This is a genomic window from Kitasatospora sp. NPDC092948, from assembly GCF_044754805.1.
Classification (GTDB): domain Bacteria; phylum Actinomycetota; class Actinomycetes; order Streptomycetales; family Streptomycetaceae; genus Kitasatospora.
Genome location: NZ_JBIVPU010000002.1, coordinates 491145 through 511592, shown reverse-complemented (window position 1 = coordinate 511592; position 20448 = coordinate 491145). Strand labels below are relative to the sequence as shown.

Annotated in this window: 18 protein-coding genes; 12 read left to right on the top strand and 6 right to left on the bottom strand. The window is 74.2% G+C overall.

Features of this window, described 5'->3' with window-relative positions; all coding sequences use genetic code 11:
* Window positions 1-150 precede the first annotated feature (150 nt).
* From ACIQF6_RS07070 to ACIQF6_RS07055, 4 genes are all read left to right on the top strand, one after another.
* Entirely contained in the window at window positions 151-885 is a 735-nt protein-coding gene (locus tag ACIQF6_RS07070) for an RNA polymerase sigma factor (protein ID WP_400892168.1), read from the top strand.
* A complete protein-coding gene (locus tag ACIQF6_RS07065) occupies window positions 882-1766 on the top strand; it encodes a hypothetical protein (RefSeq protein WP_400891094.1) in 885 nt (294 codons plus the stop codon). The genes ACIQF6_RS07070 and ACIQF6_RS07065 overlap by 4 nt, the downstream gene beginning before the upstream one ends.
* A gap of 327 nt (window positions 1767-2093) precedes the next feature.
* Entirely contained in the window at window positions 2094-2231 is a 138-nt protein-coding gene (locus ACIQF6_RS07060; RefSeq protein ID WP_400891092.1) for a hypothetical protein, read from the top strand.
* A gap of 61 nt (window positions 2232-2292) precedes the next feature.
* Window positions 2293-3822, top strand: coding sequence for a protein kinase (locus ACIQF6_RS07055; protein WP_400891089.1), 1530 nt, complete (start codon window positions 2293-2295; stop codon window positions 3820-3822).
* A 9-nt stretch (window positions 3823-3831) separates the two neighbouring features.
* Here ACIQF6_RS07055 and ACIQF6_RS07050 read toward each other — a convergent pair whose 3' ends face one another.
* The 4 genes from ACIQF6_RS07050 to ACIQF6_RS07035 form a co-directional block, all read right to left on the bottom strand.
* Complete coding sequence (locus ACIQF6_RS07050; protein ID WP_400891087.1) at window positions 3832-4335, bottom strand: potassium channel family protein; 504 nt, start codon at window positions 4333-4335, stop codon at window positions 3832-3834.
* Window positions 4332-5690 carry a hypothetical protein gene (locus ACIQF6_RS07045; protein WP_400891084.1) on the bottom strand — a complete coding sequence of 453 codons (1359 nt, stop codon included), beginning with the start codon at window positions 5688-5690 and terminating at the stop codon, window positions 4332-4334. The genes ACIQF6_RS07050 and ACIQF6_RS07045 overlap by 4 nt, the downstream gene beginning before the upstream one ends.
* 156 nt (window positions 5691-5846) lie before the next feature.
* Window positions 5847-6119: a Sec-independent protein translocase subunit TatA gene (gene tatA / locus ACIQF6_RS07040; RefSeq protein WP_400891082.1), complete on the bottom strand. Its 273-nt coding sequence runs from the start codon at window positions 6117-6119 to the stop codon at window positions 5847-5849.
* 142 nt (window positions 6120-6261) lie between these two features.
* Window positions 6262-7794 (bottom strand): MFS transporter, encoded by a 1533-nt coding sequence (locus tag ACIQF6_RS07035; protein WP_400891079.1) that lies wholly within the window; start codon window positions 7792-7794, stop codon window positions 6262-6264.
* Between the two features lie 109 nt (window positions 7795-7903).
* Between ACIQF6_RS07035 and ACIQF6_RS07030 the strand changes: the two genes are divergently transcribed.
* Entirely contained in the window at window positions 7904-8488 is a 585-nt protein-coding gene (locus ACIQF6_RS07030; protein WP_400891076.1) for a TetR/AcrR family transcriptional regulator, read from the top strand.
* A gap of 7 nt (window positions 8489-8495) precedes the next feature.
* Here the strand turns inward: ACIQF6_RS07030 and ACIQF6_RS07025 are convergent, their stop codons facing one another.
* Window positions 8496-8831 (bottom strand): cupin, encoded by a 336-nt coding sequence (locus tag ACIQF6_RS07025; protein WP_400891073.1) that lies wholly within the window; start codon window positions 8829-8831, stop codon window positions 8496-8498.
* 143 nt (window positions 8832-8974) lie between these two features.
* On the opposite strand from ACIQF6_RS07025, the gene ACIQF6_RS07020 reads away from it, so the two are divergent.
* Window positions 8975-9232, top strand: coding sequence for a hypothetical protein (locus tag ACIQF6_RS07020; protein WP_400891070.1), 258 nt, complete (start codon window positions 8975-8977; stop codon window positions 9230-9232).
* A gap of 78 nt (window positions 9233-9310) precedes the next feature.
* On the opposite strand, the gene ACIQF6_RS07015 is transcribed toward ACIQF6_RS07020, so the two are convergent.
* Complete coding sequence (locus ACIQF6_RS07015; protein WP_400891068.1) at window positions 9311-10468, bottom strand: acyl-CoA dehydrogenase family protein; 1158 nt, start codon at window positions 10466-10468, stop codon at window positions 9311-9313.
* 206 nt (window positions 10469-10674) lie between these two features.
* Here ACIQF6_RS07015 and ACIQF6_RS07010 point away from each other — a divergent pair, with 206 nt between their 5' ends.
* The 6 genes from ACIQF6_RS07010 (at window position 10675) to ACIQF6_RS06985 (ending at window position 20424) form a co-directional block, all read left to right on the top strand.
* Window positions 10675-11424, top strand: a complete 750-nt coding sequence (locus tag ACIQF6_RS07010; protein WP_400891066.1) for an NYN domain-containing protein — start codon at window positions 10675-10677, stop codon at window positions 11422-11424.
* A gap of 220 nt (window positions 11425-11644) precedes the next feature.
* Window positions 11645-13597, top strand: a complete 1953-nt coding sequence (locus tag ACIQF6_RS07005; protein WP_400891064.1) for an ATP-binding protein — start codon at window positions 11645-11647, stop codon at window positions 13595-13597.
* Window positions 13594-15927, top strand: a complete 2334-nt coding sequence (locus ACIQF6_RS07000) for a tetratricopeptide repeat protein (RefSeq protein ID WP_400891062.1) — start codon at window positions 13594-13596, stop codon at window positions 15925-15927. The genes ACIQF6_RS07005 and ACIQF6_RS07000 overlap by 4 nt, the downstream gene beginning before the upstream one ends.
* A 295-nt stretch (window positions 15928-16222) precedes the next feature.
* Window positions 16223-17938, top strand: coding sequence for a threonine/serine exporter ThrE family protein (locus tag ACIQF6_RS06995; protein ID WP_400891059.1), 1716 nt, complete (start codon window positions 16223-16225; stop codon window positions 17936-17938).
* A gap of 34 nt (window positions 17939-17972) precedes the next feature.
* The gene (locus ACIQF6_RS06990) at window positions 17973-18929 is read left to right on the top strand and encodes a hypothetical protein (RefSeq protein WP_400891057.1); all 957 of its coding nucleotides are present in this window, start codon (window positions 17973-17975) and stop codon (window positions 18927-18929) included.
* Between the two features lie 247 nt (window positions 18930-19176).
* Window positions 19177-20424, top strand: coding sequence for a C40 family peptidase (locus ACIQF6_RS06985; RefSeq protein ID WP_400891054.1), 1248 nt, complete (start codon window positions 19177-19179; stop codon window positions 20422-20424).
* Window positions 20425-20448 lie beyond the last annotated feature (24 nt).

The following is a 20448-nucleotide window of genomic DNA, read 5'->3' as shown; positions in this document are numbered from 1 at the left end:
GCTTCGGGTCCTTGGTCCCGGAACTGACGGCCCGTCGGCCTGCACCGCGCGCACACCCGGTGGGACCGCGCCCCACACCGGGCCGCCACCGCTCCGTCACGGGGCCGCCCCCCGCCCCGCGGCTGGGCCGGGTGGTTCGGATGGCGCATGATGTGGCGGGTGCACAGTGCTGAACATCACGGGGCGGACGACGGCGACCCGCGCGGCCGTCCGGGCGCACCGGACCGCCCGCCGGGCCGGCGGGCCGATCTCGCCGCGGCGGTCCTGGCCGCCCAGGACGGCGACGAGGAGGCGTTCCGGGTCCTGTTCCGGGCCGTCCAGCCCGGGCTGCTGCGCTACCTGCGGGTGCTGGTCGGCGGCAGGGCCGAGGACGCCGAGGACATCGCGTCCGAGGCGTGGCTGCAGATCGCCCGCGACCTGCCTGGATTCCGCGGCGACGCGGACGGCTTCCGCGGCTGGGCCGTGACCATCGCCCGCAACCGGGCCATGGACCACCTGCGCCGGGTGCGCCGCCGTCCGGTCGCCGACCTGCCCGAGGAGTACTTGGCCGAGCTGGCCGCCGTCGAGGACACCGCGGGCCAGGCGATGGCCACCGTCGCGACCTCCGACGCCCTCGCGCTGATCGCCTCGCTGCCGCCCGACCAGGCCGAGGCGGTGCTGCTGCGGGTGGTGCTCGGGCTGGACGCGGAGAGCGCCGCGAAGGTGCTGGGCAAGCGGGCCGGCAGTGTCCGGATGGCTGCGCACCGGGGGCTGCGGCGGCTCGCCAAGGCCCTTGACCAGAACGGGGGAGCGGCCGCCGGGGTGCCCCGTCGGGCGGCCGGGAAAAAAATCTCCGCGCAGGGTGTGACACCGGCGCAGGTGCCGACGCTGAGGGATATGAGATGAGCACCAACCGATCCCGCCGGATCGATCGCACCACCGTCGAGCAACTGCTCGACGGTGCGACGGTCGACCCGGAGGCCGGTCAGGACCCCTCCGCCGGGCAGCAGCCCGCGCCGGGACGGCCCGAGCTCGCCGCCCTGCTCGCCGCTGCCGCGGCGACCGGGACGGCCGACGACGGCCCGCTGCCCGGCGAAGAGGGGGCGATGGCCGCGTTCCGGCAGGCTCGTCGCCTGCCGGCCCCCAGTCAGCACCGGAGACGAAAGATGGCGGACACCGCGCTCGCGCGGGCCCTCAGCGCGAAGGCCATGGCCGTCGCGCTGGGCGTGACCGCCGTCGGCGGGGTCGCCGTCGCCGCCGGAACGGGTCGGCTGCCCGAGGTCCTGGGCGGTCCCGCCCCGGCGCCGCCGGCCGTCACTGCTCAGCCGGCGCCGTCCTCCGGCACGCCCGACGCCCCGTCGACGAGCACCGCCCCGGGCCGCACCGCGAAGCCGTCCAACAGCTCCGTCCGTCCGGGCACCGCCTCCGGCCGGCCCACCGACCCGGCGTCCACCGACCCCGGGCAGGCGCCCGACCTGGCCGCGCTGTGCCGGGGCTTCGCGACGCGGGTCTCGGGCGGCGCCAAGCCGAAGGAGGCCGCCGTCGACCCGGCGCTGGCCGACCTGCTGCGCGCGGCCGGCGCCCCGGAGAAGGTGAACGGGTACTGCGCGCAGCTGGCCGCCCACGGCGGCGACCAGGGCGGCGACCGGGACAGCCAGGGCGGCCACGGCCGCTCGCCGTCGGGCCCGTCCGCGTCCCCGTCCCCTTCGCCGTCGGCGACCTCGCCGGGGCGGTCGGGCCACGGCGGGGACCAGCCGTCCAAGGGCGGGGGCAACAGCCAGAACTGACACCGACTCCGGACGGACGGCGGACACCCGAGGGCCCGCCGGCCGACCGGCCCCGACTTCGGGACGGCCGGCGGGTCCCCCTGTGCCCGCCGGCCGTCCCGGACCGACTTCCGGACGGGCGCACGGCTCCCCCGGGCCGCGCCCGTCCGGAAACCGCTCCGGTCGGCCGCCTGGACTCCCCCGGGTCCACGGCCGTCCGGACCAGTTCCGGACGGACGGCTGAACTCCCCCGGGTCCACCGTCCGTCCGGAGCCCCACCCCGGCGTCCCGCCCGAAACCTCTGGAGTCCCCGGTGACCGACCTGACGCACCGCCAGGCGAGCTGGCGATGAGCTTCCCGCGTACTTCGCTGCGCGTCGAACGCGCTGCCCGGCGGGCCGTCCACGGCTCGCCGCGGATCGTCCGCGCCCTGCTGACCGCCGCGCTGGCCGCGCTGACCGCCGCACTGCTGGTGCAGCGCCCGTAGGGGGCCCGTGCCGGGCCCGCTATGGTTCACGGGTGCCCGACCGAGGTGAGGGGAGTATCCGATGATCGGACGCGCGCTGAACGGGCGCTACGAGCTCGGCGAGATACTCGGCGTCGGCGGAATGGCCACCGTCTACCGGGCCGTCGACCACCAGTTGGGCCGCCCGGTCGCGGTGAAGGTGCTCAACGGCGGGCTCGCCGACGACCCCCGGTTCGCCGAGCGGTTCGCCCGCGAGGCCCGGATGGCGGCGCTGCTGGTGCACCCGCGGATCGTCACGGTCTTCGACTCCGGCATCGACCAGGGCTCCCCGTACCTGGTGATGGAGCTGGTGCACGGCGACACCCTGGGCCGACTGATCGCCGAACAGGGCGCCCTCCCGGTGGAGCGCGCCGTCGGCATCGCCGCCGCCGTGCTGGACGGGCTGGCCGCCGCGCACGTCCAGGGCCTGGTGCACCGCGACATCAAGCCCGGCAACATCATGATCACCCACGACGGCGGCGTGAAGGTGGTGGACTTCGGCATCGCCCGGGCCGGCTCCTCCTCCGGCCAGCAGCTCACCCAGACCGCCTCGGTGATCGGCACCGCCGCCTACCTCTCCCCGGAACAGGCCACCGCCGGCGAGGTCGACGCCCGCGCCGACCTGTACGCGGTCGGCTGCGTGCTGGTCGAAATGCTCACCGGCGCACCGCCGTTCACCGCCGACACCCCGGTCGCGATCGCCTTCAAGCACGTCACCGAGTACCCCGTCCCGGTCACCGCCGTCCGCCCCGACGTGCCGCCCGCGCTGGACGCCGCGATCCTGCGGCTGCTCGCCAAGCACCCCGCCGAGCGCCCCGCCGACGCGACCACCGCCGTCGCCGAACTGCTCGCCGCCGTCCCGGCCGCCCCCGCCGACCGCACCGCCGAACTGCTCGGCGCCGCCACCCAGGTGCTGCCGCCGATCCCCGCGACCATGGCGCCGCCCCCGCCGCAGCAGCCCTGGACCGAGCAGCACCGCACCTCGGTGCTCCCGCCGATGCCGATGCGCCTGCCCGCCCGCCCCCAGGACGAGGAGCCCGAGCCCCGGCGCGGCCGCAACCCGCTGGTGTACGCGGGCGTCGGCGCCGCGGTGTTCGCCTGCGTGGCCGGCATCGCCGCCTTCTCGCTCAGCGGCGGCGGCAGCGGCGGCGCCCCCGCCGCGAACGTCCAGCCGGTGGCCGGCACGTCGTCCGCCGCGAGCAGCGCCCCCGCCGCCGCCTCCCCGTCCCCGAGCGCCTCGGCCCGCCCCAGCACCTCGGCCAAGCCGTCCGCCAGCCCCAGGCCCACCCTGGTCTCCCAACTCGCCCAGCTGCGCGCCGACATCGCCCAGGCCACCTTCGCCCGCGACCGCGACCGCCAGGACGTCCTGACCGGTCTCCTCGACCAGGCCACCCAGGACGTCAACGACCACCGCTCCGACGACGCCGAGAGCGCCCTCAAGGACGCCCAGCGCGTCCTGCGCGACCTGGGGAAGCGCAAGGCCGTCGACAACCCCACGCTGAACGGCTGGAACGGCCGCCTGAACGCGCTGATCGGCGCGGTGCACGCGCAGGCGAAGCAGGAGGACCAGTAGCGGGACGGATCAGTCGCCGCCGCGGGCCCGGCTGATCGTCCGGGTCCGCACCTGGCGGGACAGCGCCGTCACCCCCGTAGTCAGGAACACCACGGTGTACAGCAGTTGGATCATCACCACGATCCGGGCCACCTGCCCGGCCGGGTGGATGTCGCCGTAGCCGACGGTCGCCATGGTGATCACCGTGAAGTACAGCGCGTCGACCTTGGTGGTCAGGCCGACCAGCTCGCCCGGCTGCTTGGACATCCCGAGGTACGCCGCGGAGAACACCACCAGCGCCCCGGACAGCAGCGTCAGGATCACCGGGACGTGACGTCCCGACTGGCCCAGGAACTGCCGCCGGGCCTCGCGCAGCAGGCCCGCTCCGACCAGGGCGAGCAGGGCGACGAAGCTCAGCCAGCTGACCAGCGGGTGGTGCGGCCCGAACCAGTCCAGCGGCACTGTGAAGTAGGCGGTCAGCAGCAGTACCGGTCCGCCCAGCAGGGCGAGGTACGTCCGGGCCAGCTCCTTCATGCCGGTGCGGCCTTCCCGCCGCCGTCGGAGCCGTTCGACGGCCCGCGGTCGCCGCCGCCGGGGCCGTTCGACGGCCCGTCGGTGCGGCCCGCCGGCTCGTCGGGCCGGACGTCGAGGAACTCCAGCACCGCGAGGACGGCCAGCAGCACCACCGCGATCCGGAGCACCACCGCCGCCGTCGGGTAGCCCCAGGTGAGCAGCACGATCGCGGCCACCGCGACCGCGCCCCAGCCGAGCCACGCCTTCCGCAGGTGCACGAACCGGCCGACCGGTCCCAGCCGCATGCCGATCCCCTCGGCGGCCCGCCGCACCGCGCCCAGGCCCGCCTGCCACAGCTGCCGCACCCAGCCGGCCCGCCGTCCCGGCCCGCTCAGCCAGGCCGCCAGCGCGATCACGACGCCCAGCGCCAGCAGCATCCGGACCGCCGCCCGCAGGTAGCGCACCAGGGTGTCGTAGACCGCCGCCGCGGCGGCCCGGTCGACGTCGGCGGGCAGCCGGTCCAGGTAGAGCGCCCGGAACACGGTCAGCCCGATGCCCAGCAGGACCGCCGCGACGGCCATCGCGAGCGCCGTGGTGACGGTGGCCCGGCGGTGACGCGCCGCCAGCAGGATGCCGCCGACGGCGCACAGCCCCGCCAGCACCGGCACCCAGAGGCCGGCCAGGTCGAGCAGCCGCAGCCCGGTCCTGGCCTTCTTCACGGTGTCCGACTGCACCAGGACGAAGTCGGTGTGCACCTCGGGGATGTTCGCCGCCACCCCCAGCCCGTTCGCCACCAGCCGGTCCTTCACCTGGGCGATCACCGGCGCCAGGTCCAGGGTGACGGCGTCGCCCTCCACCTGCGCCGCGCCGCCGCCCTCCCCGGTCAGCACGTTGGTGAACGCGGCGTGCGCGCCGCGCAGGATGCCCTCCCAGATGCCGGGGAACGCGTCCGACCGGACGACGTTCAGCACCTGGTCGTGGACGAATCCGGTCAGCCCGTCGGTCAGCGCCGACCCGACCTGGCCCAGCAGCGCGTTCAGGGCCGGCCGGTCGGTCGGCGCGACCTCGTTCAGCAGGTCGGAGACCGGCAGCTGCTCCATCACCGCGCCGGTCGCCCGGTCGGCGACCGCCTCCTGCACGGCCGGGTCGGACGCCAGCGGGGCCATCGTCGACACGAACCGGTCGGTGTCGGTGACCTGCGCGCGGCTCCAGGTGGCGACCACGCCCAGTGGGGTGAGCACCGCGGCCAGCACGATCAGCACGGCGGCGAGGAACGATCGGGCCCGGTGCCGGCGGGGCCGCTCCCGCGATTCCAGGGAGGCGACCCGGGACCGCAGCGCGGCGAGCTCGCGCTCGTCCGGGGAGTCGTCCGCCATCGCCGCCGTCCTGGTGATCCGCCGTCAGGTGACACCAGCAGATACCAGGACCGGGCGGTCAGCCACTCGGACGCGACGACGGAGCCCCGGACCGCGACGGGGCGGTCCGGGGCTCCGGAAGACCTTGCGACGCCGACCCGGTCGGTCGGCGGGGCGTCAGGCCGTGGTCGTCTTCGAGGGCTCGGAGGCCTTGGTTACGACGGTCGGCTCGACGGCCTGGCGGGGCTGCTCGGCCTGCGAGGCGGCGGTGCCGTTCTGCGCCTCGGCGGGGGCGTCGTCCTCGCGCAGGGCCTTGGTCTCGGCCTTCAGGATGCGCATCGACTTGCCGAGGCCGCGGGCCATCTCGGGCAGCTTCTTCGAGCCGAACAGCAGGACCAGCACCACCACCATGATGGCGATGTGCCAGGGCTCAAGACCGTTACGGAACATCCCTGACCACCGGTCCTTTCGTGGAAGTTCTCGCTGTGACGTCTGGGCCGGGCGGAAAGCCCGACTCGGCCAGTATGCCTGGCCTTGTCGGCGAACGTATACACCCGTCGGCAAACAGCGGCCGAAATGCAGGTGATACGAGTCATGTGGTCTGTACCACCTGGGAGTTCTCTCCGGCGGGCCGCCGCGCGGGGCTCAGGTGGCGCATCAGCAGGTGGGCGGCGAGGGCGGCGCCGAGCATCACCAGGACTCCGACCACCGCGGCGACGTGCATGCCGGCGGTGAACGCGTCCCGGGCGGCGCCGAGCAGCCGGTCGGCGGCGTCGGTGGGCAGGTGGGCGGCGGTGGTGACGGCCCCGCCGAGGGTGTCGCGGGCCGCGTCGGGGGCGGAGCCGTCCATCCGGGCCCGGTAGATCGCGGCGCCGGCCGCGCCGAGCACCGCGATGCCGAGCGAGCTGCCGAGCTCCTGCGCGGTCTCGGAGGTGGCCCCGGCGGCGCCGGCCCGTTCGGCGGGGGCGGCGGAGAGCACCATCTCGCCGGTGATGCTGACGGTGCCGACCGCGCCGGCGGCGATGATCCCGGCCGCGGTGAGCGGCAGCGCCAGCGAGGAGCCGGGGACCACGAAGGCCATCGCGGCGAAGCCGACGGCACTGGCCAGGAACCCGGCGGTGAGCAGCACCGCGGGCCGCACCCGGCCGGCCAGCGCGCCGAAGCCGCCGACCGCCGCGCCGACGCCGACGCTGGGCAGCAGCGCCCAGAGCGAGGCGGCGAGCGGGCCGTAGCCCTTGACCAGCTGGAGGTACTGGGAGGTGAAGAGGCAGAAGCCCATCATGGCGAACATCGCGATGGTGTTGACGGTGATCGCCCCGCTGAAGGTGCGGATCCGGAACAGCGACAGGTCGATCAGCGGGTGCGCGGCGGTGCCCAGCCGGACCATCAGACCGACGCCGATCAGCAGGCCGGCCAGCAGGACCAGCGCCGGGCGGAGGCTCCAGCCGTCCACCGCGAGGGTCTTGACGCCGTAGACGACGGGCAGCACGGTGCCGATGGACAGGGCGGCGCCGACCAGGTCGAAGCGGCCCTGCTGCGGGGCGCGGTACTCGGGGAGCAGGAACGGCGCTGCGGCCGTCACCAGCAGCATCACGGGGACGGCGATCAGGAAGGCCGAGCCCCACCAGAAGTGCTCCAGCAGCAGCCCGCCGACCACCGGCCCGAGGGTGGCGCCGGCCATCATGACGCCGCTCCAGGCGCCGATCGCGGCCTGCCGCTGCTCGGGGTCGGGGAACATGTTCCGCACCAGGGCCAGGGTGGACGGCCCGAAGACCGCTCCGGCGATGCCCAGCAGGGCCCGGGCGGCGATCAGTTGGTTCGCCCCGTCCGCCCAGGCGGCCGCCAGCGAGGCCGCGGCGAAGGCGGCGGTGCCGCCGATCAGCAGCCGGCGCCGACCGATCCGGTCGCCCAGCGCGCCCATCGGGATCAGCAGGCCGGCCAGCAGGAACGAGTACATGTCCATGATCCACAGCTGCTGGGTGCCGCTGGGGCGCAGGTCGGTGGCGATGAACGGGACGGCGAAGAACAGCACGCCCATGTCCATGGCGAGGACGAGGGTCGGCAGCAGGAGGAGGGCGAGGCCCAGCCATTCGCGTCGGCCGGCGCGGCCGTGGTCGGAGGTCATGGCCAGGACTGTACGGACGTCTTGCACGACTGTCTAGTACAAGTGTCTCAATCAATCGTTCCAGACGTTCGAGCAAGACAACTGTCTTGGACTGCCGTAGCATCGGGGCATGGGAAATCGCGAGGACCTGCTGGCCAGCGCCAAGCACTGCCTGTACGAGAAGGGCTACGGGCGCACCACCGCCCGGGACATCGCCAACGGGGCGGGCGTCAGCCTGGCCGCCATCGGCTACCACTACGGCTCCAAGGACGCCCTGCTGATCCGGGCGCTGGTGGAGGCGATGGGGGAGTGGGGCACCGCGATCGGCTCGGCGCTGGCCTCCTCGGCGGACATCGCCGACCCGAGGGAGCGGTTCGTCCGCTCCTGGGACGCCATGCGGGACAGCTTCGAGACGCACCGGGGGCTGTGGACGGTGCAGTTCGAGATCCTCGGGCAGCTGGGGAGCCTGCCGAAGCTGCGCGAGCAGCTGGCCGAGGCGCAGAAGCTGGGCCGGCTCGGCCTGGCCGCGCTGTTCCAGGGCAAGCCCGAGCACGAGGACACCCCGGACGAGCTCGCCAAGGGCGTGTTCTACCAGTCGCTGCTGCTCGGCCAGGCCGCGCACTGGCTGATCGACCCGGCCGGGGTGCCCGGCGGCGAGGACTACCTGCGGGCGCTGACGCTGGTGTCCGGCGAGGTCCTCGGCGCCGGGGTCTGAGTCCTCGTCAGGCCGTGACGGCGGTGAGCAGCACCACCGCGTCGGTGTGGGCGAGCAGGCCGTGCCGCTCCTGCGGGACGGAGTGCAGCTCGCCCGCCGTCGCGTCCTGCTGCCGGCCGGCCACGGTCAGCGCGACCCGGCCGCGCAGCACCTGGAGGCTGGCGGCGACCGGGGCGTTGTGCTCGTCCAGCACCGCCCCGGCGCGCAGCGCGATCACGGTCTGCCGCAGCACGCCGTCGTGCAGCAGCAGGTGGGCGCTGCGGCCGTGCGGGCTGGCGGCGGCCTTGGCGGCGTGCTCCTCGGCCAGCGCGTTCAGGTCGATCCGGGCCGGCTGCTCGGTCATCGCGTTCTCCTCCGTCGGCCCCCCGGGGTTCCCGGCCCGACCCTAGGCAGGCTTCCGGGGTGTCGCGCGCTGGGCCACGCGCAGGGGTCAACGCGGGGTCCGTTCGGCGTGCGGGGCCCGGGAAGCGGCCCGATGGTGGTCCTATGGCGACCAATCAGAAGTTCTTCGGCGGTTTCCAGGTGAACCGCGGCATGCTCACCGTCGGCGCGGCCCTCACCGGGATCGGCGCCCTCGTCGGACTGACCGGCACGGTCCTGGTCTGCGCCGCCCTGGCGAACGCGGGCCGGGGCTGGTTCCAGCAGCTGGAGACCCATCCCGCGGCGCTCGCGCAGCGCACCATGCACCAGGCGAAGGCCGCGTCGGCGGCCGGACTGGAGGCCTGGCGCAGCTGCCCGAACTGATCGCGGACACCACGGAGGCGGGCACCCCACCGGGTGCCCGCCTCCGCGACGCCGTCCGCCGGCCGAAGCCGAACAGCCCTACAGGCCGAGCGACTTGGCGATGATGGTGCGCATGACCTCGCTGGTGCCGCCGTAGATCCGGAACACCCGGTTGTCGGTGTAGAGGCGGGCGATCGGGTACTCCAGGATGTAGCCGTAACCGCCGTGCAGCTGGAGGCACTTGTCGATCACCTCGGAGGCCGACTCGGTGCAGAACAGCTTGGCCGCGGCGGCGTCCGCCACCGTCAGCTCGCCGTGCTGGTACAGCTCCAGCGCCTGGTCGACCATGGCCTGCTGGGCGAGCACCTGGGCCTGGCAGTCGGCCAGCGAGAACTTGGTGTTCTGGAAGTCGGCGACGGCCTTGCCGAACACCTTGCGCTCCTTGACGTACTTCACCGCGAACTGCACCGCGGCGGCGGCCGAGGCGTACGCGCCGACCGCGATCGCCAGGCGCTCCTGCACCAGGTTGTGGGTCAGGTAGGAGAACGCCCTGCCCTCCTCGCCGAGCAGGTTCTCCACCGGGACCTCGACGTCGGTGAAGGCCAGCTCGGCGGTGTCCGAGGTGCGCAGGCCGATCTTCTGGAGCTTGCGGCCGACCGAGTAGCCCTCGGAGGAGGTGTCCACGCACAGGATGGACAGGCCGGCCCGGCGGTCCGCCGGGTCGTAGGGGGCGGTGCGGCAGACCACCAGCACCAGGTCGGCGAGGACACCGCCGGTGATGAAGGTCTTGGCGCCGTTGAGCACGTAGTGGGTGCCGTCGGCGGACAGCTTCGCGGTGGTGGCGATGCCCGCCAGGTCGGAGCCCGCACCCGGCTCGGTCATCGCGATCGCGGTCATGATGTCGCCCGAGACGAAGCCCGGCAGCCAGCGCTGCTTCTGCTCCTCGGTGGCGTACTCCATCAGGTACGGCAGCACCAGGCCGGTGTGCACGCCGGAGGACCCGAAGGTGACGCCCGCGCGGGCGGTCTCCTCGTAGATCACCGCCTGGTACTTGAAGCCGCTCTCGCCCGCGCCGCCGTACTCCTCCGGCACCTCGATGCCGTAGACGCCGAGCTCGCCCAGCTTGCGGTAGAAGTCCCGCGGCGGGTGGCCGGCCTCCTCCCAGCTCTCGTAGACCGGGACGACCTCGTTCGCGATGAAGTCCCGGATGGTCTCCCGGAAGGCCTCGTGGTCCTCGTTGTACACGGTGCGGCGCACGGTGCGCTCCCTTCGGCGGCGGCTGATCGCGCAGTCAAGTTAATCGCCGGTAGCTTGCGGTGTCCAGGGTGGGCGACGGCCGGTCGGAGTGCCATCGTCCGAGGTCAGCCGAACAGTCGGGGCCCTTGGGACGCAGGCGTCGGGCCGGTCTGCTGGGATGGCGCCCGGGGGGCGCGCACGCCCCGGCCGACTGCGACGGGAGCCGCATGAACAACGAGAACACCGCGAAGCTGGCGGTGCTGATCGACGCCGACAACGCCCAGGCGTCGATCGTCGAGCATCTGCTGGCGGAGGTCGCCAAGTACGGCACGGCGCACGTCAAGCGGGCCTACGGCGACTGGACCGGCACCGCGCTGAAGGGCTGGAAGGCACAGCTGTTGGAGCACTCGATCCAGCCGATGCAGCAGTTCGCGTACACCACCGGCAAGAACGCCACCGACGCCGCGATGGTGATCGACGCGATGGACCTGCTGTACACCGGCCGGTTCGACGGTTTCTGCCTGGTCTCCAGCGACAGCGACTTCACCAGGCTGGCGTCCCGGATCCGCGAGTCCGGGCTGACGGTGTACGGCTTCGGGGAGCGCAAGACGCCGCGGGCGTTCGTCGCGGCCTGCGACAAGTTCATCCACACCGAGAACCTGACGGTGCCGGCCCACGCGCACCCGCACGCGCACGCCGTGGTCCCGGCCCAGCCGGTGGCGGTCCGGGAGCTGGACGCGGCGATGGCCGAGCTGCTGCACAGCGTGCTGGAGGCGGCGTCCGGCGACGACGGCTGGACGCACCTGGGCGAGTTCGGCAATCAGATCCGCAAGCGCAAGCCGGACTTCGACCCGCGCACCTACGGGTTCCAGAAGCTGATGCCGCTGCTGGAGGCGAGCGGGCAGTTCGAGGTGGTCAAGGTCGACCCGGGCGAGGGCAACCCGCCGATCGCCTACGCGCGGAGCCTGCGCCGGTAATTCGGGGCGCGGCGGCCTTCCGGAAAGCCGGTGCGAAAGTCGTACCGGTGGGGGGCCTGCCGTTTCGTCCATGTCGATAAACGGCCCGGGATTTCGGCTGGTTGGCGGGATCCCGGGCGATTGCCGGTGCCGCACCACCGAGTTGACCGAGTATCGACAGAAATCGAGGAAATCAGAAAACAGTGGTCGCCAGATTGTCGTACTGGCACACTGGGGCCTCATGTCTGATGGCCTTCCCCCCGCTCACGGCGCCGACGGAAGTGGCGTCGAATTCCCCGCGCCCGAGAACTCGGAGAATCTCCGCACCACGGAGGTCGATCTCGGCGGCCTGGTGGGCGTACTCGCCACCCACCTCTACTCGACGCCCCTGGTGGCACTGCGCGAACTCGTGCAGAACGCCCACGACTCGCACACCCGGCGCAAGCTGGAGGACCCGGAGGGCGCCTACCGGCCGCTGATCCGGGTGACCGGCGACCCGGCCGCGCGAACCGTGGCGATCGAGGACAACGGGGCCGGCCTGACCGAACCCGAGATCCACGCCTACCTGGCCACCGTCGGCACCGGCTACACCCGGATGCTGCGCGACCTGACGGGCAACCAGGAACTCATCGGCGCGTTCGGACTGGGCTTCCTGTCGGCGTTCTCGGTGGCCGAGGAGGTACGGGTCACCACCGTCTCGCACCGCGAGCCGCACGCCGCGCACACCTACCGCAGCCGCGGCGGCGAGCAGTACAGCGTCGAGCCCGCCGCGCCCCGCCCCGCCCCCGGCACCGTGGTGACGCTGCGGCTGAAGCCGGAGCACGCCCACCTCGCCGACGAGCACGCGCTGCGCGAAGTCCTCGCCCGGTACTGCGTGCTGCTGCCCATCGAGGTGTTCGTCGGCGACGACGACAGGGCCGTCAACAGCGTCGTGGTGCCCTGGCGGCAGGACGTCACCGGCTCGCCCCACCTGCACCGGATGCGCTTCGCCTCGGCGTTCGCCCGCAGCTTCGAACCCCTGACGGCCTTCCCCGTCCAGCCCGCCGACGACCGCACCGACGCCGTCGGACTCCTGTGGGTGCAGGACGGCGGGACGTACGGCTCCACCGACAACCGCGACCTCGCCGTGTACCTGCGCGGCATGCTGCTCGCCGACGACGCCCGCGACCTGCTGCCCAGCTGGGCCGGCTTCATCGGCGGCGTGGTCGAGTCCACCCGGCTCACCCCCACCGCCAGCCGCGAGGACCTCCAGCGCGACGACCACTACCGGGCGCTCCAGCAGGCTCTCACCGACGCCATCGTCGACGGCCTGTACGAGACCGCCCGGCTGCACCCCGCCGCCTGGCGGCGGATCCTCTCCCGGCACGGCCAGGAACTGCTCGGCGCCGCCCTCTGCGACGACCGGCTGTTCACCCTGCTCGCCGACGACGTCCCCGTCCCCACCTCGCAGGGCGAACTCACCGCCGGTGCCCTGCGCGCCGCGGGCTCCGGCGCCGTGCACGTCGCGCTCGGCAGCGGCGGCGGCTTCGAGGAGATGCTGTACCGCGCCATGCAGGTCCCGATCGCCCGCGGCGACCGGTACGCGGTGCTGCCGTTCCTGCGCCGCTACGCCCAGCTGCGGGACTGCCGGATCGTCGAACTCGGCAGCGAGAGCGGCAACCGCGAACTGTTCCGCGCCCCCGACCTGCCGCTGCCCGCCGAACAGCACGCCTGGCTGAGCGCCGCGCTCACCGACGACGGCGAACAGCTCGTCCCCGCCCGGTTCGACCCGCCCGGGCTGCCGCTGGTGCTGGTCCCCGACCGCGAGGCCGAGCTCAAGGCCCGGATCGAGGACGACCGGGCCGACGCCCGGATCCCGTCCGCCGCGCTCCAGCTGGCCCGGGCGTTCACCGCGCGCACCGACGGCACCGTCAAGGCCCGGCTCTACCTCAACCTGGCCTCGCCCGCCGTGCACGACCTGCTGGCCGCCTACCGGGCCGGACACACCGGCGCGGCCACCGCCGCCGCGCTGCTGCGCTCGCTGAAGGTGATCATGGCGGCGGCGTCCGGCTCGGCGGGCGGCGACCTGACCGCCGCCCTCGGCGGCATCTCCACCGCGGTCGCCGCACTCACCGCCGCCGTCCCCGCCGACGGCCTGTCGGTGGTGCCCGACACCATCGACGCAGACACTCCGCAGGGGGACGAGGAACGATGACCACCGACATCTGGTCCTGGGTGCAGGACACCCACCGTCAGCTCGCCGAATCCGGACAGCACCGGCTGGCCGGCGCGCTCGTCGAGATCGCCGGCCACGCCGTCGAGGGCCGCAACGAGCAGCTCGACGCGATGTACCCCGAGGCGCTGGCCTCGGCCCGGGCGCTCGGCCTGCCCTGGGTGGAGGTCTTCCTGCGGCACTGGCGGCTGCAGAACCTGCTGAACAAGCGCTACCAGGGCGAGGCCGCGATGTCCGAGGCGGTGTCGCTGCTGGAGTTCGCACACCGCGAGGAGACCGCCTCCTGCCCGCAATCGGTGTGCGCCGTCCAGGACTTCACCATCTGCCACGCCAACATCGACGGCCCCGGCTACGTGCCCGAGCGGCTCGCCGTGCTGGAGGAGACCCTGCAGCGGGTCGAACCCGCCCGGGCCTGCTTCGACTGCCTGTCCCGGGAGTACGCCGACACCCTGGAGGACGACGGCCGCCCCGCCGACGCCCTCACCCACCTCGACCGCGCGCAGACCCGGATCCTCGCCGCCGGCGAACAGGTCTCGCTGTCCTTCGCGCACAGCCGGGCCTCCGCCCTGCACCGCCTCGGCCGGTACCAGGACGCCCTGAACGCCTACGACACCGCCGAACACGCCTACGTCGCCGCCGGGAACCGGCTCGACGACGACGACCGCCGCAAGCTCGCCGTCGGCCGCGCCCTCCAGCTCGCCGCCCTCGGCCGCACCGACCTCGCCCTCGAACTGCTGCCCGACGCCGAAGAGGCCGACCGCTACCCCGACATCCGGCACCGCTGGACCTCCGCCGTCGAACTGCTCACCGCCGCAGGGGAGTTCCCCAACGACGCCGAGCTCGGCGCCCGGCTGGCCGGCTGGGCCGGCGAACTCGACACCGCCGGCTCGCACCGCCCCTGCCTGATCCTGGTGCTGGCCGCCGGCCGGCTCGCCCTCGCCCGCGGCGCCCGCGAGGTCGCCCGCACCCTGGCCCGCACCGGCGAACGGAAGCTCGGCCAACTGCGCCGCACCGACGGCGTCGCCGAGCAGGTGGCCGCCCTCCGGGCCGCCGCCGCTGCCCTGCCCCACCGCGAACTGCCGGTGCCCGCCGACAAGTTGCCGAAGTGGCTGGCCGAGCACCGCCCCGAGCCGGAGGCCGGCGCCGACCTGCTGGCCGCCGCCCTCGCCACCGACGCGGCACCCGACACCGTGCTGGTGCTCAACCTGGCCGGCGCGCTCGGCGCCCTCGGCCACGCCCGCGCCGTCACCGAACTGCTCTGGGAGCAGCTCGAACTGGACCCCGGCAACGACCACCTGACCGGCATGCTCGGCGAGCTGCTGATCGACGCCGAGGACGGCGACGGCATCGACCGGCTCGCCGCCCGGCTCTCCGCCGACCCCGCCGACGCGCACTGGCTGCGCGCCCGCTGGGCCGCCGCGCAGAGCCGCTGGGCCGAGGTCGGCGAGCAGTGCGCCGCCGTCCTCGCCCACGAGCCGGACGCCCTCAACACCCGCCGGCTGGCCGCCGCCGCGGCCACCCGCCGCGGCGACCACGCCGAGGCCCAGCGGCTCTACCAGGACCTGCTGGAGCACGCCCTCGACCCCGCCGAGGCCGGCGAGGACGAGCAGCACCGCACCGTCCAGACCCCCGACCTGTGGCACCTGATCACCGCCGCCACCGCCAACCGCGACTGGCCGGCCGTCCGCGCCACCGGCGCCCGGCTCGGCATCGAGTTCGACGCCGACAGCGGCCCGGTCGACGAGGAGTGGCAGCTGATCGAGGTCCGTGCCCCGCGCCACAACGGCACCACCGTCGACCTGCCCGCCGTCCGCACCGGCCCGGCCACCGCCCGGGTGCTGCCGGTGCTCGGCGACGACCACGACCTCAACCACGGCGACGTGGTGGTGTTCGCCCCCGCCCTCCTGAACGACCACCCCGAGCCCGGCGAGGAGGAGGACTGGCACCCGGTCTTCGAACACCTCACCCTGCTCGACCCCGCCGGCTACACCACCTACTGGATCGACGGCTGCTGCCCCGACGACGACACCTGGTACGCCCTGCGCGACGCCCTCCAGGAAGCCGGCTACGCGGTCTGGGCCTACAGCGGCGACCAGTACCGGATCACCGACCCGCACCACGAGGGCGAGACCCTCCCCGGGATCTACGCCGCCCTCGGCGTCCCGCCCACCGCCACCGCCAAGGACGCCGACACCCTGCTCGCCGAACTCACCGCCGCCTGGCCCCACCCCCTCGCCTGGCCCGACCTCGCCGAGGCGGCGGGCACCGACCTGGCCCGACACCGCAAGATCATCGACGACTACGACCTGTAGCCCGCCCCCGCCCGCCCGCGATCCGGTCACCCCCGGATCGCGGGCCGTCGGCCCGACGGCGACACCGGCCGCGTCACCAAGCGCAAACGCTGCGCCCGGCACGGTGCGCCGATCCGGTTGCCGGAGCCGTTCGATCTGGTGTTGGACACTGCGGGTTTCTGAGAACGTCGCAGCTCACGCCGGTGTGAGCTGGGCGGCAGTGGGTACCCCTTGTTCGCACCGGCGACGGGCATCGGGCAAGGTGGAGCCAGTAGGCAGCCCGACCGGGCGGCTGCCGGGGTGGCGGAGGATAGCTGTGTCCGAACGCGAGCCGGAGGGCGCACCGGCGCAGGAGGCGCCGCCCACCGAAGGGCTGCTCGGGCCGGACGTGCCGCCCATCGAACGGACCGTCAGCGTTCCGCATGCGCCGGAGCCCGCGCAGACCGAGGGGTTGCTGGGGCACACCGAGACGGTGGAGGCCGCGGTCCGGGCGCGGAATCCGCTCGCGCAGGACACGCTCACGCCCGAGGAGTGGAACGCCGCCGGCTACACGCCCGCGTACGGCCTGGACCTGACCGAACTGCACAAGGGCGCCCCCGGCGACGCCCCCTGGCCGGACCGGATGCGGACCCTGCTGCGCACCCCCATGGCCGAGCGGCCCGCGTTCGAGCGCAGCGCGCGCGAGCTGCACCCGTCGGCCGGTGCGCAGGCCCAGCGCAACGTGCCCCGGGTGCTCGACCTGTCGCTGCGGATCGGCGAGCTGCTGCTGGCCAGCGGCGAGGCCGCGGAGGACGTGGAGGCCGCGATGCTCGGCATCGCGCACGCCTACCGGCTCGACCACTGCGAGCCGCAGGTCACCTTCACGCTGATCTCGATCTCCCACCAGCCCTCGCTGATCGACCCGCCGGTCACCGCGGACCGGGTGGTGCGCCGTCGCACCTCCGACTACACCCGGCTGGCCGCCGTGTACGAGCTGGTCGCCGACATCACCGCGGAGAAGGTCACCGTCAACGACGCCTACCGCAGGCTCGCCGGGATCCGCCGCAACCGGCACCCGTACCCGGCCTGGCTGCTGTCGATGGCCACCGGGCTGCTGGCCGGCGCGGCGTCGTTCCTGGTCGGCGGGAAGCTCGACGGCAAGGCCTGGCTGGTGTTCGCGGCCGCGTTCGTCGCCGCCGTGGTCGGCGACCGGCTGGCCTCGTTCATCGCCCGCCGCGGGCTGCCGGAGTTCTACCAGTTCGTGATCGCCGCGATGCCCGCCGCACTCTGCGGCATCCTGCTGTCCTTCAACGAGCTGCACCTGCGCGGCTCGGTGGTGATCACCGGTGGGCTGTTCGCGCTGCTGCCCGGACGGGCCATGGTCGCCGCCGTGCAGGACGGCCTGACCGGCTTCTACATCACCGCCGCCGCCCGGCTGCTGGAGGTGGTGTACCTGGTCGCGGGCATCGTCATCGGCGTGATGCTGGTGCTGTACATCGGCGTCAACTACAACGCCAAGCTGCGGCCCGACGAGTCCATCGGCGGCACCTCGGCCTCCCCGCCGGTCCAGCTGATCGCCGCGATGGTGCTGGCCCTGGCCTTCGCGATGCTGCTGCAGACCGACCGGCGCTCGCTGCCGATGGTGGTGCTCAACGCCGGCATCGGCTGGTCCACGTACGGCGTGCTGGTCTACAACGCGGGGATCTCCGCGATCGTCGCCACCGGCCTGGCCGCCGGCCTGGTCGGTTTGTTCGGCCAGCTGCTGGCCCGCTTCCAGGCGTCCTCCGCGCTGCCGTACGTGACGGCCGCGATGGGCCCGCTGATGCCCGGTTCGGCGCTGTACCTCGGCATGCTGGCGTTCGCCCAGGGCCACGCCTCGAACGGACTGGTGTCCGCCAGCCGGGCGGCGGCGCTCGCGATGGCGCTGGCCATCGGCGTCAACCTCGGCGGCGAGGTGGCCCGGCTGTTCCTGAAGAACCCGGGCGCCAGCGACCGCGACGCCCCGCACCTGCTGATCCCGCGCCGGGCCGCGAAGCGCACCCGCGGCTTCTGACCGGCCGACCGCACCCGACCGAAGGCACCACCTGATGCTCAGCGCCCTGCTCGACGGCTACCACCAGCACATCGTGGCGGCCCACAAGCAACCGCTGTTCCTGCTGCTGGTGGGGTTCATCGCGTCCTTCGTGTTCATCCGCTTCAGCACCCGGATGATCCGCGCCAAGGTCCGCTGGTGGCCCGGCAACATCACCCCCGGCGGGCTGCACATCCACCACATGGTGTTCGGCCTGGGCTTCCTGCTGCTCGGCGGCATCGGCACTTTCGCCACCAACGGCGGCCACCCGTGGATCGACTGGTTCGGCCTGTCCTTCGGCATCGGCTGCGGCCTGGTGCTGGACGAGTTCGCGCTGATCCTGCACCTGGACGACGTGTACTGGAGCGAGCAGGGCCGCAAGTCGGTCGACGCGGTGATCCTCGGCATCCTGCTGACCGCGCTGCTGCTCACCGGGTACGTGCCGCTCGGCCTGGTGCCCAACCAGAGCACCCGGTGGGGCGTGGTCGCGGTGATCGCCGGCAACGCGCTGGTGAGCCTGGTCGCGCTGCTCAAGGGCAAGGTGTGGACGGGCCTGCTCGGCATCATGGTGCCGGGCCTGTCCTGGATCGGCGCGATCCGGCTGGCCCGCCCGTCCAGCCCCTGGGCGCGCTGGCGCTACGCCGACCGGCCCCGCCGGATGGCCCGGGCGAACCGGCGCGAGCGCCGGCTGCACGCCCGCACCGACCGGGCGCGCACCTGGCTGTTCGACCTGATCGCCGGGGCGCCCGACAAGGTGCCGGCCGGCCACCCCAAGGCGCACGCGGTGGCCGAGCGGATGGCCGCCCGGGCGCTGGCCCACCGCCACCCCTCGCTGCCGTCGGGCGGCCGACGGGCCGCCGCCCCGGCCACCGACCCGGCCCGGCGGGCCCGCGCCCAGCGCCGCCGCCGCACCGTCCGGGCCGGGCGTCCGCGCACCACCGTGTCCGGCCGGGCGCCGCAGCGGACGCGCTGACGCGGCGGACGGGCCGGCCGACCCCCGTCCGGCGGAGGCCGGCCGCGCGGGTTCGTGGGCGATCCACCCGCCCTGCGCAGGCCGCTTTTCCGACCGTCCGACATCTCACCCGGGTGGCGCATGGCGATGGCGCTGACATCCCGTCAGGCTTGAGAATCTGAACGGTGCGTGGCCGAATCGTCACGCGGCGGAACAGTCGGTCGAAATCCTCCGGCGGACCGTCAGAACGCGCCGAGGAAGGACCGTCATGCCCCGCAGGCTCGTCCCCGCCCTCCTCGCCGCCGCCGCCCTGCTCACCCTGCTGCCCGCCGCGAGCGCCCCCGCCGCGCCCGTCGCCGCCGTCCGGCCCGCCGACGACCCGCCCGGCGACGAGGCGTACCCGTCCGCCGAGGACGTCGCCCGGGCCAAGTCCGACGCCGACGCGAAGGCCGCCGACGCCACCGCCCTGGAGGCCCGGCTGGCCGGCGCCCGCACCGAACTCGACCGGGTCGGGCAGGCCGCGGAGCAGGCCGTCGAGGCGTACAACGGCGCTCTCGCCAGGCTCGCCAAGGCCCAGCAGGCCGCGAAGGCCGCCGCCGCCCGCTCCGCCGCCGCCGAGGCCGCCCGGGCCAGGGCCGCGGACCGGGCGGCCGGGCTGGCCGCCGAGATGTACCGGCAGGGCGCCTCCCCGCAACTCGCCGCACTGGACGCCCTGCTGGGCGCCCGCGGGCCCGGCGAACTCTCCGCCCAGGCCGCCGCGGTCGGCATCGCCGGCTCCCAGACCCGGCAGATCCTCGACGACGCCACCGGCACCGCGAAGGCCGCCGCCCGCGCCGCCGCGGACGCCCGCACCGCCGAAGCCGCCGCCCGCGCCGCCGCCGACACCGTCCGCGCGGCCAAGGACGCCGCCCAGCGCAGGCTCACCGACCAGGAACGCCAGGTCGCCGAGATCGGCCGACGCCAGGAGGCCCTGCTCGCCGAACTCGCCGCCGCCCGCGACACCAGCGTCGAACTCGAACGCCAACGCCAGGACGCGCTGGCGGAGATCGCCCGCCGGGAGGCCGAGGAGGCCGCCCGCAAGGAAGCCGAACTCGCCGCCGCCGAAGCCTCCCGGCACCACCCCGTCCCCGACCGCGACCAGCCCTGGTCCGCCGAGGGCGCGGACGCCGCCATCGCCTTCGCCCGCTCCGTCATCGGCCAGCCCTACATCTGGGGCGGCGAAGGCCCGCAGGGCTACGACTGCTCCGGCCTGACCATGATGGCCTGGCGCAAGGGCGGCAAGAACCTCACCCACTTCGCCGCCGACCAGTACGCCGAGTCCACGCCCGTCACCTACGACCGCCTCCGCCCCGGCGACCTGGTCTTCTGGACCAAGACCGGCCGCGCCGCCGACATCTACCACGTGGCGATCTACATCGGCGACGACCAGATGATCGAGGCCCCGCGCCCCGGCACCGTGATCAAGCAGGCCAGCCTCTGGATCATGGGGCGACCCGACTTCTACGCGCGCCCCTGACGGGCCGTCGGGGCGCCGGCCGCC